Here is a 16734-nt window from a genome sequence, read left to right as displayed (position 1 = left end):
ATTAACTATGGCTTCCAAAATTCTAAGAGCTTTAGCTCTCTAAGAATTTTGAGACACAGAAAATAAATTTCTGTGTCTCAATAGTAGTAGTCGTTAAAACTCCTCTACTATTGGAATACTCGCTTTGCTCAAACAGTTGTGTTTTTTAGCATTTGATTTCGCTGACTTAATCTAACTTTTCTCCGTAATTTCCGCAACTCTTTGAGTTTTCTATCATCAAGATTTTTTCCTTACTATCATTAAATTTATAAAAAACTCTCTATTAAGTTTTTCATAGTCCTCTATATTTATAAAGGTAATTTTTTCATCTGGATAAGAGAGTCTCTCTCCTACCACAATCTCCACATCTCTATACCCAGCTTCGTAGATATTCTTAGCTATTACATATGGAGTATTTATATTGTCAGTAAGGAGTACTATTCCCCTCTCCTTTGAAAAAATCTCTACATACTCAGCCTCTCTTCCGTGCACACTAAGAAGTTTATAATCTTGCCACACCTCTCCTATACGAGAGAAAAGATATTGATAAGAAGATATTCCAGGTATTACATTCAATTCCTCTCTGGAATAATTTTTTCTCAAAAAGCTAAGCAAACTATAAAATCCTGTATCTCCAGATACAATTATACAAATTTTTCTATCTCTATTTTTATTAATAAACTCTATTAAATCAGAAAGTTTACCTAGAGTATATTTTTCACAAGTAGGTAGGAGTAGAGAGGAAATCTCTTCTAATTGTCTTACTCCTCCTATAGCTATCTCGCATTTTTTTATACTCTCTATTCCAATCTTAGTTATATAATCTATATTCCCTGGTCCAAGTCCAACTACATTAATTTTTTTCAGCTAACTCACCTGCCATCTGATAAAATCTCTCACTATATCCAAGAGTATCCCCTTTAAAAGAGAAAAGTAAAACTTCACATTCTAACTCCCCTCTTGAATACTCCTCTACTCTTTTTTTTACCTTATTAGCTACAAATGGGAAGAACTCTTTTTTCTCTATATAATCACAAGCCTCTTCCACAGTATTAGACTCCATTATCTTATGAATATTTTCTGGACTCTCTCCACATAAAAAAGCATTAGCTCCCATTATCTCCACACGAGCATCAGCCACTCTACTGTGGGTATTAAATATTCCTCCAGCTATTTTTATAGCCTTTCCTATATGTCCAAGAAGTAGAATTTTTCTAAATCCAAGTTTTACAGCAGAGTCTATCATAAATCCCACATAGTTACTTATGACTATTGTTTGCTCTAAATCAAGCCCCAACTTTTCACAATAGTTTTTGCTATAATTTCCAAAGGTAAATATACACCAATCTCTATCCTTTGCCATTCTCAATACTTTGAGTTCCACAAACATAGAGTCCTTTAGTGCTTCCTCACTCATAGGTTTTACTATTCCAGTAGAACCAAGAATTGATATTCCACCTACTATCCCAAGTTTTGGATTAAAAGTTTTTTTAGACTTTTCCAATCCTTCTGGAACATATATAGTAATTATAGCTTTTTTCACATTTTCCTCTAAAAACTTATCAGCTACCTCTTCTATCATCTTTTGAGGACCGGGATTGATAGCTGGTTTACCTATCTCTACTTGTAATCCAAGCTTGGTAACTTTTCCTACTCCTCTTCCACCAACTAAGACAAAATTTTTAAAATAGATTCCATTTTCTATATGGGGTAATTTATCTACTAATTTTATCTTAGTACATATATTTATTCCATTAGTTACATCTGGGTCATCTCCAGCATATTTAGTCACAGCCACACTTACAGAGTTTTTTCTTGTCTTTATCTTATATATGGGTACAACTATCTTTTCTCCATTAAGTGTTGTAAATTCTAGTTGTTCTAAGTAATTATTATTTATTAGAGCCTCTAATCCTGCTTTTATACCTACAGCAGAACAAGTTCCAGTGGTATAACCACACTTTAATTTATCAGACATTTAAAACCCCTCTCTTTTATACATCTGATAAAGTATTCCGTGAAGAATAGATACAGCTACTGTACTTCCCCCTTTTCTTCCATTTATAGTGATATATGGAAGTCCTAATTCTTTAAATGCCTCTTTTGATTCAGCTGCCCCTACAAATCCAACTGGAACTCCAACCACTAAAGCAGGTTTTTCAATCTCTCCTCTCTCTATCATCTCTTTTAGTTGATATAGAGCTGTTGGAGCATTCCCTATTAAAAATATTTTTGTATCTCTATCTTTTCCAGCTTTTTCCATTCCTACTATTGAACGAGTAACTCCTCTCTCTTTAGCCTCTTTTATAACCTCTTCATCAGACACTAAACAATAAGCTGAAGAGTTAAATTTTCCTAAAACTAATTTACTAAGTCCATTTACTATCATATTGGTATCACAGTAAATCTTACAACCATTTTGCAAAGCTTCCATAGCACTGTCCACAGCCCCATTTTGAAACTCTATCAAATCAGCATATTCAAAATCTGCTGTTGTATGTATTACTCTTTTTGCTATTGGGAGAGTTTTTTCATCAAATTTCTCTCTCTTTTCTCCTAATTCCTCCCCTATTATCTCAAAACTTCTTTTTTCAATATCTTGAGGAACTTTTATATATGTACTCATCTTTTTACTCCTTTATATAAATATTTCCATTTCATTATTTTTCTCTTTAAATCCTAGTTTAAGATAAATTTTCTTTCCTTCCTCACTTGCATTTAACCATAATTTTTTAATTCCTATTTCCTTAGAATGCTCTATTAACTTTTCTGTTATCTGCTTTCCATAGCCTTTCTTTCTATATTCTGGTAAAGTATAAATATTCAATATATATCCCTCTCTTCCAGAAATATTTTCCATATAAGGTATCCTTTCAAATAAGCATAAGGAACCTATACTTACTATTTTATTTTCTTTAAATATCCCATAAGTTATTAAACTCTTATCAATATTTTTTAGGTAATGCTCCTTAGTGGAGTTTTTTAAATTTTCAATATTATCATTTTTATCTATTTCTTGTAATTCATAAAAAAGTTTTAATCTTAAATCTAAAAAAAATTCTACATCTTCGATATCTAATCTTTTTATAATCATCTTTTTATTATATAACCCTTCTTTTCTAAAACTTCATCTGTTTTTCAAATAAAACAGAACTTCTTATCTAATTTAACTTGTGAACAATCCTCTACCTTACAAACTGAAAAATTATAATTTAATATTTTAATCTCCATATTATCTATTCTCTTTTATTATTTCCTCCAAATAATCTAAACTCTTAAAAAAATGTATATGTGGATAGCCAGCTCTACAATTTTTTTCTTTAAAGACACAAGCCCACTCTTTACCATTAGGTTTTATAGCTCTATACTCTCTACTATCATCTTTTATATCAGATATTTTAGAGTAGTGAAATTCGTGTCCTCTTCCTAAAGTTTTTTCCTTGTCATAAAGAGATATATAACCAAATCTAGAAATATCTAATCTATCTCTCATCTCTACACTACATTTTATAATATCACACATAGGGAAATATTTCCCATCTAGCAGTTTTATTCTAGAGGTAAGATACATAAATCCTCCACACTCTCCATAAATTTTTCCACCCTTTTGATGATACTCTCTTATACTCTCTATCATCTCAATATTACTAGATAACTCTTTGGCATAGTTTTCTGGATAACCACCACCAAAGTATAATAAATCTACCTCTGGTATCTTTTTATCATTTATAGGAGAAAAGGGAATCAATTCCATTCCTAAATCCTCCATCAGTTCAAGATTGTCATTATAGTAAAAACTAAAGGCTTTATCTTTAGCTACCCCTACCTTTAATCCCTTATACTTATCTTTTAATTCTTCAAAAGGATTTTTTCTATATTCTCTTTCTCCTAACTCCGCTATTTCTAAAAGTCTTTCTACATCAATTGTCTTTTGCAAAATCCCCTTTAAATGCTTTGATTTTTCTCTTAAGTCATCTACCTCAGCAGCTTGTAGAAGTCCAAGATGTCTACTTGACACACTCAAACTCTCATCTTTTGGAAGATATCCTATACACTCTACCCCTGTATATTTTTCTATTGCCTCTTTGTAATGTTTGTACATAGCCTCAGTAGTTCTATTGATTATTACACCAGCTATTTTGACTCTACTATCCAACATCTTATACCCGAGTACCTCAGCAGCTATACTTGTACTTTTTCCTCCACCACTTACTATTAAAATAACAGGTAAATCCAATACTCTAGCTAAATGTGCTGAACTATTATTATCTAAGCTATGGTTTATTCCATCGTATAGTCCCATCACTCCCTCAACTATTGAGATTCCCTTATGATGTTTATAGAAAGAGTATTTTACCCCCTCTTCTCCCATCATAAACAAATCTAAGTTATAGCTTTTATTTCCTGTTACAAATTGATGAAATGTTGTATCTATATAGTCTGGTCCAACTTTAAATGGAGAAACATTTTCAAAGAGCGACATAAGTCCCATTGATACAGTGGTTTTACCTATACCACTACTTACCCCAGCTATCATAAATCCTTTCATCTTACCACCTCAGCAAGATTTTTTAATACCTTCATATTATTTTCTCTATCTTTGATAGCAAGTCTAATATAGTGATTATTTAGTCCTACAAAGTTAGAAGCATCTCTTACAACTATTCCTCTCTCTATCAATTTCTCTCTCACTTCATTAGAGCTCTTATTTAAAAGTTGTATCAAAATAAAGTTTGTGTTAGTCCTATATGCTTTTATTCCCTCTATCTTTAGAGCTTCATTATAAAACCAAACTTTTTCCTTTTCTATCCAATTCTCACTTTTTTCTATATACTCTCTATCCCATAACATAGTTTTTCCTGCTATGTCAGCAAAACTATTTATACTCCACGGCTCTTTATACTTAGGAAGAGTTTTCATTATCTCTTTATCATAACTTATTCCATATCCTAATCTCAACCCAGGTACAGCAAAAAATTTTGTCAATGCTCTCATTACAAATATATTACTATCCTCCAAATTTACAGCTGTAAATTTTTCCCAACCTTTTATAAATTCTATAAAAGCTTCATCTATAAAAAGTTTTATATCTTTTTTTTCAACTCTCCATTTATTCTTTGAATATTTTCAAGAGATATAAAATTTCCTGTGGGGTTATTAGGATTACATATTACTACTAAGTCACATTGAGGGATAGAATTTATAAATTTTTCTACATTCAAATTAAAATTTTCTCTTTCATCTAATATAAAATACTCTATCTCACAATCTATACTCTCTAATGCTCTTCTATATTCAGCAAAGCTTGGAGCTACTACAAAGGCTTTTTTAGGTTTTAAGCTCTTCATATATAGAAAAAGTATTTCTGTAGCTCCATTTCCTACTACTATATTTTCTATATCTATGTTATTATATTTTCTAATACTCTCTCTCAGTTCTATATAATCTGGGTCTGGATACTTTTCTAATATATCAAAATTTTCTATCACACTTTTTTTAAACTTTTCAGGTACTCCTAAGGGATTTATGTTTGAGCTATAATCTAATAGCTCCCCCTTTCCCTCTCTTTTTAGTTTATATATATTTCCACCGTGTAAATCCATCTATTCTACCTCTTTTCCATAACATAGTTTTCTAATAGAATACCTTCTCTCTCTACCAACTGTTGTTTTATAACTTTATACCCTCTTTTAATAAAAAATGGTTTTGCTGTTATAGAGGCGTGAGTATATAGTGAGTATATAGTGGTTTTCCTTTTACTTTATTTTCTAACTTATCACAAATCATTGTAGCTATTCCTATTCTTTGAAAAGCCTTATGCACATATAATCTATCCAAATATCCATCTTCAGCAATATCCCCAAAGCCAACTATTATACCATTACTTTCAGCAACAACTGTGTAGTTTTTTAAAAAAGAAGTATCCCATTTCTCTATATCTATATTCTTAGTCGCCCATACATCTAATTGCTCTTGAGTATAATCTTTTTTATTTATACTATGCACTGTATTATAAAAAAGCTCTGTTATCTCTTGGCAATCAGAAGATTTATATTTTCTTATCTTTATAGTATTTTCTTCTTTTACACTTATATATAAGATAGAATGACATTTCCCATCTTGTGAAAATATTGGCAAGATATCTAATTGATAATCTTCAATATATACTCTATTCAATTTATTATTTTTCTTATCTTCCCATACTCTATTCCAAACTTTTCTGGCACAATTTTCTATATTATCATCTATCTCTTCATATTTTATAAATTCTCTATTTTTTACTCTCTCATCTAACTTTAATAAGAATTTTAATTCTCTTCTCATTATAGTTAAATCATATTCTCCATTTTCATCACTCTCATAATTACTATATTTCGAAATTAATAATTCATTTTTATTTTCTGGGAGCAAAGAGATTTTTTTAGAGAGTATATCTCCCCAAAGTTGAGAAATTTTTTCCATTCCTTCTGGAGTATTATTTGTTCTCAATACTACCTCTTTTAATATATAACTCATTTTATTACCTCACTTATTTTAGAATAAAATATCTAACTTGTATTCTTTATCTATTAAAATATACTTACAACCATATTTTTGACACTCTCTTAGATTTTTCTCATTTTCCTCTATAAGAAATTCTTTTGTACAATAGGAATCATCTAATCTATTTTCTATTGTATTGGCATACTCAACTATCTTATCAAAATTCTTTTCAATATACTCTTTACTCATAATTAAACAATAATATTTTATATTCTCTAGATATTTACTATCAAAATCTCTCTCCCAATCAAAAGGAACATAACAACCTTCAACTATTAGATTTTGTTTATTCTCAATAGCTGTTTTTATAATCTCTCTAACTATTCCCCAAAGATATGGAGTAAGTTGTTCATCATCTTCTGCATTTAGATTTATATTTCCACTTCTTATTAATCCCATCTTTATATGGTCTATTGATAGATAAGGAAACTTATATCTCTCTAGTAGGTTTTGGGCTAATAGAGTTTTTCCTGTATGTGATGCTCCTGTTATAATTATTATCATTAGATAATCACTCCTATTAATTGAGATAAAATTATAAATGTAGCAAGTCCCACCCAAGAGGAAACATATAGAAGTCTAATTCCTCTTTTTACATCTGGTATTCCAAAATGTTTTAATTTATCTCCAATAGTAGGTTTGTCGTGCCATTTTCCAAAGTAGCTAGTTCTTCCACCAAATTGTACTCCCAATGCTCCAGCGAAAGCAGCTTCAGAGTGTCCAGAGTTTGGGCTAGAATGGTTTAGTCTATCTCTAAAAAATATTCTCCAAGCACTTCTATAATCCATTCTTAATAAAAAAGCTCCCATTGGAATAATAAATCCTCCAGCTATTCTAGCAGGAATAAAATTTGCCATATCATCTATCTTAGCAGATAACATTCCAAAATCAATATATTTATCATTTTTATATCCTACCATAGAATCCAAAGTATTTATCGCCTTATATCCCATAGCAAAAGGAAGAGCAAGAGATACTCCCTCAATAGTAAAAAAACTTCCTACAAAGGCAAAGAACATAGGAGCAATAACTCCATCTACTGTATTCTCACTTATTGTTTCCAATATACTTCTTACTATTTGAGTAACGTCCATACTATTTGTATCTCTACTTACTAAATAGGCTAGCTCTTTTTTAGCCTTTTCCATATCTCCCTCTACTAAAACTTTACAAACTCTAAATCCTTCATCTGCTAAGCTTTTAGTAGCCAATGTAGTATATAGAAAAAATATTTCCAACATAGGTGATAACTTAACTAAATAAAATGATACTAAAAAAGTTATTCCAATAGTCAGTATAGCCAATACTCCCCCAGTAATTTTTTTACAGCTAAATCTGTACAATAATTTTTCTAGTAAAGTTATAAGTTTTCCTATAAATCTAACTGGGTGTGGAAACCAGTGTGGGTCTCCTAATATTAAATCCATTATATATGCTATACTGTATCTCATTATAAAAATCATCTTACTCACCTAATATTTTATAAATTTTTTCCATCTCAATATTTTCTCTAAAAATTTCTTCAAGCTTGTCTAGCTCTTTCTCTCTATACTCATCAAATGATATCCCTTGAGCTTGTAATTCCATACCTTTTTTCTCTCTTACCTTGTTGAGTATATGTCTAGTTACTTTTTCATTGTCAAATATACCGTGTAGATATGTTCCAAAGATATTTTCTCCCTTTACAACTGCTACTACTCTCTCATCAGCTGTAACCTTTCTCTCCTCTCCTAAAGTTACCCCTTGATGAATTTCATATCCTTTTATCTTTTCTCCCTCTAGTCCTTCAAGCAATCCAGATGTATTTATAAGTCTACCTTTATATTGTAAAGTATTTTTCTCTCTCTCCATCACTGTTTCCAATTCCAATAGAGAAAGTCCAGGAATCTCTTTTATCTCACTCTCTATTCCATATGGGTCTTTTATCTTCTCTCCCATCATTTGAAATCCACCACAAATACCTATTATAATTTTTCCAGCCTTAGAAGCTTTTATTATTTCAGTAGCTATTCCATTATCCTTTATCTCTTTTAAGTCATCTATGGTGTTTTTAGTTCCAGGGATAATTATAATATCTTCATCTCCTAACTCATCAGCAGAAGTAATATATTTTATATTTACATCTTCTACTATTCCTAGTGCATCTATATCAGTAAAGTTAGATATATGTTTTAATTTGATTACAGAGATATTTATTCCCTTTCTATTTTTCATTTTCTTAAATCTCTCTGTTACACTGTCTTCATCTTCTATATCTATATTACTATAAGGCATTACTCCTATTACAGGAACTCCTGTCAATTCTTCTATCTCTTTAAGTCCAGGTTTTAATATATTTACATCTCCTCTAAACTTATTTATAATTACTCCTTTTACTCTTGCTCTCTCCTCTGGAACCATAAGCATAATAGTCCCATATATAGAAGCAAAAACTCCACCCCTATCTATATCAGCTACAAGTATCACAGGAGCATTAGCCATCTCTGCCATCTTCATATTGGCAATATCCTCTCCCTTAATATTTATCTCAACAGGACTCCCTGCTCCCTCTATTATTGATATATCATAGTTTTCTCTGATATAATTATATGATTTCATTATCTCTGGCTTTAAAGAGGTTTTAAATTTCCCATACTCTATTCCACTCATATTCCCAATAGATTTACCATTTACTATCACTTGAATCTTTCTATCTGTGGTAGGCTTTAGAAGTATAGGGTTCATATATACTTCTGGTTCTATTCCACAGGCATAGGCTTGTACCACTTGAGCTCTTCCCATCTCTAGCCCCTGTCTTGTAACAAAAGAGTTAAGTGCCATATTTTGAGATTTAAATGGAGATACTTTATACCCATCTTTTGTTAAAGTTCTACATAGCCCTGTAACTATCATACTCTTTCCAGCTCCAGATGAAGTCCCCACTACCATTATATTTCTATGTTTCATTTTTCACCTCAATAAATAAAAAAAGTATAATAGATATTAAAAGTATTTGCTAAGCTTAAAAGAAAGCTCAAGAATTGTGCAATTTATGAAAAGAAATTAAATCAACTCATCTTAGCTTTCTTTAATTCAGAATTATCAACTGAATAGATACTTACTTTTTATTTATTATCTACTATACTTATATCTCATTTTTCTTTCTCCTCCCGTCCACGCAGGATAGTTAAATATTTTAAGCGAGATATCCTGACTTTGATTCAACCTACTTGTACTCCTTCCCAATTCCTCAGTGGCTAATGTACTTTCGTCCTCATTACAGTGGCGGGACCGTACAAGAATTTCACTTGTTTCCCTCTACTTAAAATTTTACTTATCTTTTCTTTAAATATTATATAATACTTCAAACATTTCCGTCAAGAAAAGAAATACTGAGAATTATATATATTATTTCTTGTTTTTTATGAAAAAAGATATTAATTATATTAATAATTATCATTTTCTAAAAAAATACATTCCCTTGTTTTATTTTCTTCTATTAGTAATCTAAAAATTTTGATTTTTTATCAAAATATCCAAGTTTTTCATAGTGATATTTTGGATAACTTAGATGTAAAAAACTTTTTGCCCTACTACACCCTACATAGTAAAGTCTTTTCTCCTCTTCAAGATTTTCTTTTTCAATACTACTAGGAAATACCCCATCTAAAAGTGTAGGTATAAAAACTATCTCCCATTCCAACCCTTTAGAAGAGTGTAAGGAGTAAAGGGCTACTCCTCTTTTCTCTTCCATCTCTTTTTTATAATATGGTATTTTATATTCCATCAATAACTTTTCCATCACTTTTACTGTATATTTATTTCTAAATAGTATCACCATCTCCTCAAAGGGAAACTTCTCTTTATAAGCTAAAATCTTCTCACAAATATATCTTCCCTCTTTCTCCTCATCTTTAAATGAGTTGATATGTACTCTCTCCCCTCTTCTTCCTGTTCCATAGATTTTTTTATTATATTTAATTTTAAAATTATTAGCAATTCTATTAGTATATGCGATTATCTCCTCACTACTTCTATAATTTTTCTCTAGCTTAATCAATTTTGCTTTTGGGAAATCCTCTCCAAATTTTAAAATATTAGTAAAGTCTGCTCCTCTAAATCCATATATACTTTGATAGTCATCTCCTACTACCATAAGATTTTTATCTTCTCCTACAAGAAGTTTAAGCAGTTCTCTTTGAGCTAAATTACTATCCTGATACTCATCTACTACAATATAATCTATCTTATCTCTTATAATTTTTAAAAACTCTCTATTCTCTTTAAATTTTTTTATGACTATCTCAACCAGATCATCATACTCATAAACATTTTTTATTTTTTTATATTTTCTATATTCGGACTTAATTTTTATAATGTCATCTATATGCTCTTTAGGAAAGATATCTTCTAATCTCAACCTTGCATTTTGTAATTTTTCTAATCTATTTGATAACTCTTCAATATCATAAAATTTTCCTTTGTATTTTTTATTTAGTTCAAACCTCTCTACTATTTTTAAGAGAATCTTTTCTCTTTCTCCCTCTTCCATTATATTTAGATTATCTACTTCAAAAAGAGCCTTATATTTAAAAATAAGTCTAGCACAAAAAGAGTGAAATGTAGTTACTACTGTTTTTAGCTCTTCTACATTTAAAATATTTTTTAATCTCTCTTTCATCTCTTCACTAGCTTTTCTAGTAAATGTTACCATTAAAATTTTTTCCTCTGATACTCCGTTTTCAATCAACCAAGCTGTTCTATATACTATTGTCCTAGTTTTTCCAGAACCTGCTCCAGCTATCACTAGATATTGTCCCTCTGTTGAGAGCAGTGCTTTTTTCTGTTCCTCATTGAGTAGAGAGGAATAGTCTATTTTATATCCTTTAGATAAAAGAGAGGTATCTACACTCTCTACCTCTCTCCTCTCCAAATCTCTTATACTTTTTCTCAATAGAGTTTCCTCATCTGATTTTTCTACTTTTCTCTCTCTAATTTTTATCCCTTTATCTTCTCTCTTCTCTTTCTTTACTAATCTCTTTAATATCTCCCACATATTTCTCCTTAAATAATGATATTATCTATTAGCAAGAGCTTCCATTATCTCCACACATTTTCTTGAAGTAGCAAAACTATTTAAAGTTGATTCTACTCTTCCCTCTTCTATAAGTTTTGCGAACTCCTCTATCTCATATCTCATATCATTTGTATAGGTATCTACTTCTATCTTTTCCTCTCTACCATCTCTATATTTAATTGTTATTCCTTTTACAGTAGAAACCTTATCTATAACAATAGAACCATCTTCTCCTATTATCTCTGATGGAGTTTTTTCATCTGTTATTTTTGAATAAGATATTACTCCTATCTTATCTGGATATTTTAAAATAATTGTTCCACAACCATCTACACCACTACTTAATAGATAGTTACTTCCCATATACTCTTTTGGTTCTCCAAACATAGCTAAAGTAAAATATAATGGATAGACTCCTATATCATATAGCGCTCCTCCAGACATATTTTTATCAAAGATATTTGTAACTTCTCCAGCTTTTAATAAATCATATCTTGATGAGTATTGACAATATTTTAACATCACTTGTCTTATTGCCCCTATCTTATATAAGTTTTCTTTTATTAACTTAAAATTTGGATTAGTAGTAGGACGCATTGCTTCCATAAGTACCACTCTATTTTTTATAGCTATCTCTTTTAATATATCAAACTCTTTTACAGTTGGAACTATTGGTTTTTCACAAATTACATTTTTCCCTGCTTCCAATGAAAGTTTTGCTTGCTCAAAATGTTTTCCATTAGGAGAAGCTATATATACAGCTTGTATATCCTTATCTTTTAGCATCTCCTCTATATTAGTATATATTTTTTCTATTCCAAACTTTTCAGCAAATCTCTTTCCTTTATTTTCATCTCTCGAAAGAAGAGCATAAGCTTCACACCCCTCTGTACTCTTTAATGCATCTATAAATTTTTCACTTATACTACTTGTCCCTATTATTGCAAATTTTATCATCTGACTCTCCTTTAATATTTTTATATTTCTAATTTGAGTATAACTTACACTATATAAAAAATCAAGAGCAATTTCTGAATTACTCTTGATTTATAAATATTTTTACTCTTTTTCTTTAAAATACTCCCCTAATAAAAAAGCACTTAAAACTATAAACAAAACAATAGATGAAAAAGCAGAACTCTCCATATATTTTTTACTACTTACCAATGAATAATTTACAAGGGAAGCAATAGGTATTATATCTCCTAACTGCATAGTATATACCACAGTAAACTCTCCAAATATCACAGCAAAAACTTGGAGAAAAGAGGAGATAAAAATATTTTTTAAAATTGGAAACTCCACATATCTAAATCTTTGATAAAAATTTTTACAATCTAACTCAGAAGCTTCCAATATATCAACAGGAAATTTTTTTACATACTGATACATAAAAGAGTAACCAATTGGTATAGCTCCTATGAGATATCCTATCCCTAAAAGTATAATAAGAGGAATATCAAATAGGATATTCATATAATATAAGGTTATAGCTAGAAATGCTCCCGACACTCCCATATTAGAAAATATGATTATGTCTGTTAACCTACTATAATTTTTTATAATCAGATAGATAGTAAATACAGTTATTCCACTTACAACTACAGATATTCCAAAAGAATTTACTACCCCTTTTATTACTCCAAACTCCTCATTAAATTCAGGAGAAAAGAGATTTAAATAGGATTGTATAGAAAATTTTCCTGTCAACTGATTAATAAATGAAAATATAAAAGATAATCCTACAACTCCATATTGAAATACCATATATACTAGAGAGTATATTTTAAATATAGGATTGAGTTTTTTCTTTTCTTGTTCTCCTGATATCTCATACTCCTTTACAAATACTCCTAAAGAATTTAAAACTAACAGTATTATAAATTGTAATCCTCCTAAAAGCATAGCCTTAGAAAAATCCGCTCCCCCCATCAATGTATTAGCTATCTCTACCTCTATATTAGAATATCTTATTCCTCCCAGTGAAAGAATTATTCCTAACCCTAAAAAACAATAGGTAAATACTAATATAAAAGCTCTAAATATCTGTGGAAGTATAAGAGGAAGTTGCCCTCTAAGAAAAATTGTCAAGGCACTAGCTCCATCTATTCTCATAGCTTCTCCTAGCTCTTTTGGAATTTTTCTTAAACCTTCACTTATATATTTTACAAATATAGGAGAGTTATAGAAAACATTAGCTATTATTATCCCCTTCAGTGTGTATAGTATATTTAATTCTTTAATTATTGGAAGGTTAAATATAACTGAAAAAATTGTAACTATCGATATTACAGGAAAGAAAAATGGAATAAAGACTAATCCCTGTATAAATTTTGATAGAGTATCTTTATTATAAGCAGAATAATAAGCTGGAACTATTCCAACTATTAAAGCCATAATTGTAGAGTAAAATCCCTGCTTTATAGAAAAAGATATTATCTCTTGAATATAACTTTCCTTTAAAATTTCAAAACTTGATAGTTCAAAAAAATCTCTAGCAAAATAGTATATAGGAGCTAACCACAATACTCCATAAAGAAAATTTACTAAGAATCTCCCCAATTTTTTTTTCATTTTTACTCTCTCTTTCTATTTAAATTTACTTTTTTATAATTATAGCAAATTTTTATCTAGTTGACTATTCTTCCTCTTTTCTTTTTTTAGAATTTGTGATATCATCTAATATAAACTTGATTTTTAAAAAGGTGGATTTATGATATATTTTTTACACGGAGATACTGCTCCTTTGCAGATAAAATACGAAGAAATTTTAGATGAGATTAAAAGTAACAACCCCTCTATTCCAGAAAAAATTTTTGATGCCTCATTAGATGAGGTTACTCAATTTTTTGACTCTGTATCTACAAACTCAATCTTCTCTCCAAAAGAATTAGTAATTCTAAAGAGGGTAGAGAGCTTTAAAAATTTAGAGGGAATAGCAAAGTCCCTTAAGATGTATAATCTTACACAAAAAGAGATAATAATAATTTATGAAGAGTTCTTAAATGACTTTGGAAAGATAAAAAATCCAATTCCTAAAAAAACACTGGATAGTTTCAAAGAGATAGCAGAAATTATATGTTATAGAAAAGAGAATGAAAAAAAAGCTATAATTTTCTATCTTCAGCAAGAGTTAAATATTTCTGAATATGAAGCTGAAAAGTTTGTAGAATTAGTGGGAGATGACTTTTTCAAAGTTAAAAATGAAGCTGAAAAAGTAAAAAATTTCTTAGATGGAGAAACTTTTAATTTAGATAAAATAAAACCTCTCCTATCTATCAATGAAGACTTTAATTTAAAGACTCTTATTGAAAATTTTATTACCTCTAAAGCTAAAGATGATTTACTCCATTTTATAGCTAAAGAAAAATTACATTCTAATTTTATATATGGAATAGGAGATGAAATAATTTTATATCTAAAACTTTCTTCACTTGCTCAAAATGGTATTATAAACAAAAATCTCTCTTATAAAAAATTTAATGAGGGAATTTTTGAAGAGATTAAAGAATTTTTCCTTACTGAAAGAGGCTATCCTCATCCTTATACTCTTTTTTTGAAGCTAAAAAATATTGAACTATTTGAAACAGAATTTCTAAAGAAAAAATTAAAAGAATTAACATATTTAGAGTATAGTATTAAGAGTGGTAATATGGATATGGAAATAGGGGTAGAGGATTACATATTAGAATTTTTTAAAAAATAAATCAAGAATAACAGACATTGTTAAGAATATTTAGAGTAGCTTGGCGAAAATAAATATAAAAAACACTTCCTTTATAACTTAGAGAGATTTGGTGTTTTTTAATATCTTATAAGCTTTAGCTACTCTTTATTCTTTAAATAAAAGTTATTCTTGATTTATTTTTTTGAAAAAACACCTTAAAATATTTTATATATAACATTAATTATAGGACTTTATTTATAGAAATAAAAATTAATTACGATTACTTCAAATTCTATGAATAAAAAATTCTTTACTTACTATGATAAATATGATATACTATTAACCGACTATTTTTTTAAGGAGAGTTTTATTATGAAATTAAAAAATATTTTTATCTGTATTCTTATTTTTACTCTAAATATTATAAGTTATGCAGAATCTTCTATTCCAAAAGTTGAGTATAAAAAGATAGAGGTAAATAGTTTAGAAGATATAAAAAAATGGAAAGATTCAGATGAACTATATGTTTTTACTAAAATTAATATTGATTTAAGCAAACTATCCCCATTAAAAAAGAAAGATACTTTTGTAGATATTTTACTTCCCTCTATAAAGGTTGTTAATGCTGAGATAGAAAATAACAGAAATATAGCTAAAACACTTTCTCAAAAAACTACTCTTTCTGAAGAGGAAAAAAAATACGCTGAAAATCTTTTTAAGAAATATAGAGTTGAATATGGGGACTGGGAGAAACTATATTCTCGTCTTATTATTTATCCTACTTCACTGATTTTAACTCAAGGAGCTATAGAGAGTGGTTGGGGTACTTCTAGATTCTTTAAAGAGGGAAATAATCTATTTGGTATGTGGTCTACTAATCCAAATGAGCCAAGAATACCTGCTAAAGGAGTTAGAGAAAACGGATTTGTTCCTCATCTAAAAAAATATGATAGTGTAAAAGGTTCTGTTTCAGATTTTGTTTTAAATTTTTCTAGAAATAAAGCCTATACAAATTTAAGAAAATTACTTCGTGAAAATCAACCACCTCAAATTGTTGCTGAAGGACTTATTAACTATTCCGAAGAGAAAGAGAGATATGTAAAAAAAAGTTATCAACACGATGAATTATAATGAATTTACTGAATTTGATACCCCTATTGAATAACCAGCATTTAATTATAAAAAACTACATCTAAATTCTAATAGTGAACCTCTCCCACTTAAAATTACTTTGTAATTTTTGAAGTGGGAGCTTCTTCTTGGGAAGTAGTTGCTTTTGTTAGCCAACTATATTTACCAAGCTAACCCCGTAGTTCCCACGGTTCTTTTTATTTTTAGACTGCTTGTTTTATTCTTAGACCTTCAGTCAATATATTTTTAGCTGCGTTTATATCTCTATCGTGATGAGTATGACAAACTGAACAAGTCCACTCTCTTACATCAAGAGTTTTTCTTGCCATCTTTATAACCACATACAGAGCATATTTGA

15 protein-coding genes, 1 pseudogene and 1 riboswitch are annotated in these 16734 nt (G+C 29.3%); of the genes and pseudogenes, 2 read left to right on the top strand and 14 right to left on the bottom strand.

Annotated features, from left to right (window positions below; all coding sequences use genetic code 11):
* Positions 1-216: 216 nt before the first annotated feature.
* From cbiE to FMAG_RS06490, 13 genes and pseudogenes are all read right to left on the bottom strand, one after another.
* Positions 217-846: a precorrin-6y C5,15-methyltransferase (decarboxylating) subunit CbiE gene (gene cbiE, locus FMAG_RS06550; RefSeq protein WP_005885265.1), complete on the bottom strand. Its 630-nt coding sequence runs from the start codon at positions 844-846 to the stop codon at positions 217-219.
* Complete coding sequence (gene cbiD, locus FMAG_RS06545) at positions 833-1957, bottom strand: cobalt-precorrin-5B (C(1))-methyltransferase CbiD (RefSeq protein WP_005885263.1); 1125 nt, start codon at positions 1955-1957, stop codon at positions 833-835. Before cbiD ends, cbiE begins: the two co-directional genes overlap by 14 nt.
* Complete coding sequence (locus FMAG_RS06540; RefSeq protein WP_005885261.1) at positions 1958-2605, bottom strand: precorrin-8X methylmutase; 648 nt, start codon at positions 2603-2605, stop codon at positions 1958-1960.
* Between the two features lie 12 nt (positions 2606-2617).
* Entirely contained in the window at positions 2618-3073 is a 456-nt protein-coding gene (locus FMAG_RS06535) for a GNAT family N-acetyltransferase (protein ID WP_005885258.1), read from the bottom strand.
* Positions 3074-3211: 138 nt separating this feature from the next.
* Positions 3212-4528, bottom strand: coding sequence for a cobyrinate a,c-diamide synthase (locus tag FMAG_RS06530; protein WP_005885256.1), 1317 nt, complete (start codon positions 4526-4528; stop codon positions 3212-3214).
* A pseudogene (locus FMAG_RS06525) lies at positions 4525-5582 on the bottom strand (pyridoxal phosphate-dependent aminotransferase). The gene FMAG_RS06530 and the pseudogene FMAG_RS06525 overlap by 4 nt, the downstream one beginning before the upstream one ends.
* A gap of 109 nt (positions 5583-5691) precedes the next feature.
* Positions 5692-6495: a GNAT family N-acetyltransferase gene (locus FMAG_RS14090; protein ID WP_005885254.1), complete on the bottom strand. Its 804-nt coding sequence runs from the start codon at positions 6493-6495 to the stop codon at positions 5692-5694.
* Between the two features lie 18 nt (positions 6496-6513).
* A complete protein-coding gene (locus FMAG_RS06515) occupies positions 6514-7026 on the bottom strand; it encodes an ATP-binding protein (protein ID WP_005885253.1) in 513 nt (170 codons plus the stop codon).
* Positions 7026-7985, bottom strand: coding sequence for an adenosylcobinamide-phosphate synthase CbiB (cbiB, locus tag FMAG_RS06510; RefSeq protein ID WP_005885251.1), 960 nt, complete (start codon positions 7983-7985; stop codon positions 7026-7028). The genes FMAG_RS06515 and cbiB overlap by 1 nt, the downstream gene beginning before the upstream one ends.
* Before the next feature lies 1 nt (position 7986).
* Positions 7987-9468, bottom strand: coding sequence for a cobyric acid synthase (locus tag FMAG_RS06505; RefSeq protein WP_005885249.1), 1482 nt, complete (start codon positions 9466-9468; stop codon positions 7987-7989).
* A 215-nt stretch (positions 9469-9683) separates the two neighbouring features.
* Positions 9684-9883, bottom strand: a riboswitch (cobalamin riboswitch).
* A 117-nt stretch (positions 9884-10000) separates the two neighbouring features.
* Positions 10001-11557 carry an ATP-dependent helicase gene (locus tag FMAG_RS06500; RefSeq protein WP_005885247.1) on the bottom strand — a complete coding sequence of 519 codons (1557 nt, stop codon included), beginning with the start codon at positions 11555-11557 and terminating at the stop codon, positions 10001-10003.
* Positions 11558-11578: 21 nt separating this feature from the next.
* Positions 11579-12535, bottom strand: a complete 957-nt coding sequence (locus FMAG_RS06495; protein ID WP_005885245.1) for a Gfo/Idh/MocA family protein — start codon at positions 12533-12535, stop codon at positions 11579-11581.
* A gap of 102 nt (positions 12536-12637) precedes the next feature.
* Positions 12638-14152 (bottom strand): ABC transporter permease, encoded by a 1515-nt coding sequence (locus FMAG_RS06490; RefSeq protein WP_005885243.1) that lies wholly within the window; start codon positions 14150-14152, stop codon positions 12638-12640.
* A gap of 139 nt (positions 14153-14291) precedes the next feature.
* Here FMAG_RS06490 and FMAG_RS06485 point away from each other — a divergent pair, with 139 nt between their 5' ends.
* Positions 14292-15284 carry a DNA polymerase III subunit delta gene (locus FMAG_RS06485; protein WP_005885241.1) on the top strand — a complete coding sequence of 331 codons (993 nt, stop codon included), beginning with the start codon at positions 14292-14294 and terminating at the stop codon, positions 15282-15284.
* A gap of 333 nt (positions 15285-15617) precedes the next feature.
* On the top strand, positions 15618-16376 hold the full coding sequence (locus tag FMAG_RS06480; protein ID WP_005885239.1) for a glucosaminidase domain-containing protein: 759 nt from the start codon (positions 15618-15620) through the stop codon (positions 16374-16376).
* 203 nt (positions 16377-16579) lie between these two features.
* On the opposite strand, the gene FMAG_RS13580 is transcribed toward FMAG_RS06480, so the two are convergent.
* On the bottom strand, positions 16580-16705 hold the full coding sequence (locus tag FMAG_RS13580) for a zinc ribbon domain-containing protein (protein ID WP_081462349.1): 126 nt from the start codon (positions 16703-16705) through the stop codon (positions 16580-16582).
* Between the last annotated feature and the right edge of the window lie 29 nt (positions 16706-16734).

Origin of the sequence: Fusobacterium mortiferum ATCC 9817 (assembly GCF_000158195.2) — a bacterium.
Lineage (GTDB): Bacteria > Fusobacteriota > Fusobacteriia > Fusobacteriales > Fusobacteriaceae > Fusobacterium_A > Fusobacterium_A mortiferum.
The sequence above is the reverse complement of the archived record's forward strand: the minus strand, read 5'-3'. Positions and strand labels throughout refer to the sequence as shown.

What these genes read in the sequence shown, in the direction of transcription:
- cbiD (WP_005885263.1), bottom strand. Translation starts at nt 1,957, where the DNA reads ATGTCTGATAAATTAAAGTGTGGTTATACCACTGGAACTTGTTCTGCT.
- FMAG_RS06540 (WP_005885261.1), bottom strand. Translation starts at nt 2,605, where the DNA reads ATGAGTACATATATAAAAGTTCCTCAAGATATTGAAAAAAGAAGTTTT.
- FMAG_RS06535 (WP_005885258.1), bottom strand. Translation starts at nt 3,073, where the DNA reads ATGATTATAAAAAGATTAGATATCGAAGATGTAGAATTTTTTTTAGAT.
- FMAG_RS06530 (WP_005885256.1), bottom strand. Translation starts at nt 4,528, where the DNA reads ATGAAAGGATTTATGATAGCTGGGGTAAGTAGTGGTATAGGTAAAACC.
- FMAG_RS14090 (WP_005885254.1), bottom strand. Translation starts at nt 6,495, where the DNA reads ATGAGTTATATATTAAAAGAGGTAGTATTGAGAACAAATAATACTCCA.
- FMAG_RS06515 (WP_005885253.1), bottom strand. Translation starts at nt 7,026, where the DNA reads ATGATAATAATTATAACAGGAGCATCACATACAGGAAAAACTCTATTA.
- cbiB (WP_005885251.1), bottom strand. Translation starts at nt 7,985, where the DNA reads ATGATTTTTATAATGAGATACAGTATAGCATATATAATGGATTTAATA.
- FMAG_RS06505 (WP_005885249.1), bottom strand. Translation starts at nt 9,468, where the DNA reads ATGAAACATAGAAATATAATGGTAGTGGGGACTTCATCTGGAGCTGGA.
- FMAG_RS06500 (WP_005885247.1), bottom strand. Translation starts at nt 11,557, where the DNA reads ATGTGGGAGATATTAAAGAGATTAGTAAAGAAAGAGAAGAGAGAAGAT.
- FMAG_RS06495 (WP_005885245.1), bottom strand. Translation starts at nt 12,535, where the DNA reads ATGATAAAATTTGCAATAATAGGGACAAGTAGTATAAGTGAAAAATTT.
- FMAG_RS06490 (WP_005885243.1), bottom strand. Translation starts at nt 14,152, where the DNA reads ATGAAAAAAAAATTGGGGAGATTCTTAGTAAATTTTCTTTATGGAGTA.
- FMAG_RS06485 (WP_005885241.1), top strand. Translation starts at nt 14,292, where the DNA reads ATGATATATTTTTTACACGGAGATACTGCTCCTTTGCAGATAAAATAC.
- FMAG_RS06480 (WP_005885239.1), top strand. Translation starts at nt 15,618, where the DNA reads ATGAAATTAAAAAATATTTTTATCTGTATTCTTATTTTTACTCTAAAT.
- FMAG_RS13580 (WP_081462349.1), bottom strand. Translation starts at nt 16,705, where the DNA reads ATGGCAAGAAAAACTCTTGATGTAAGAGAGTGGACTTGTTCAGTTTGT.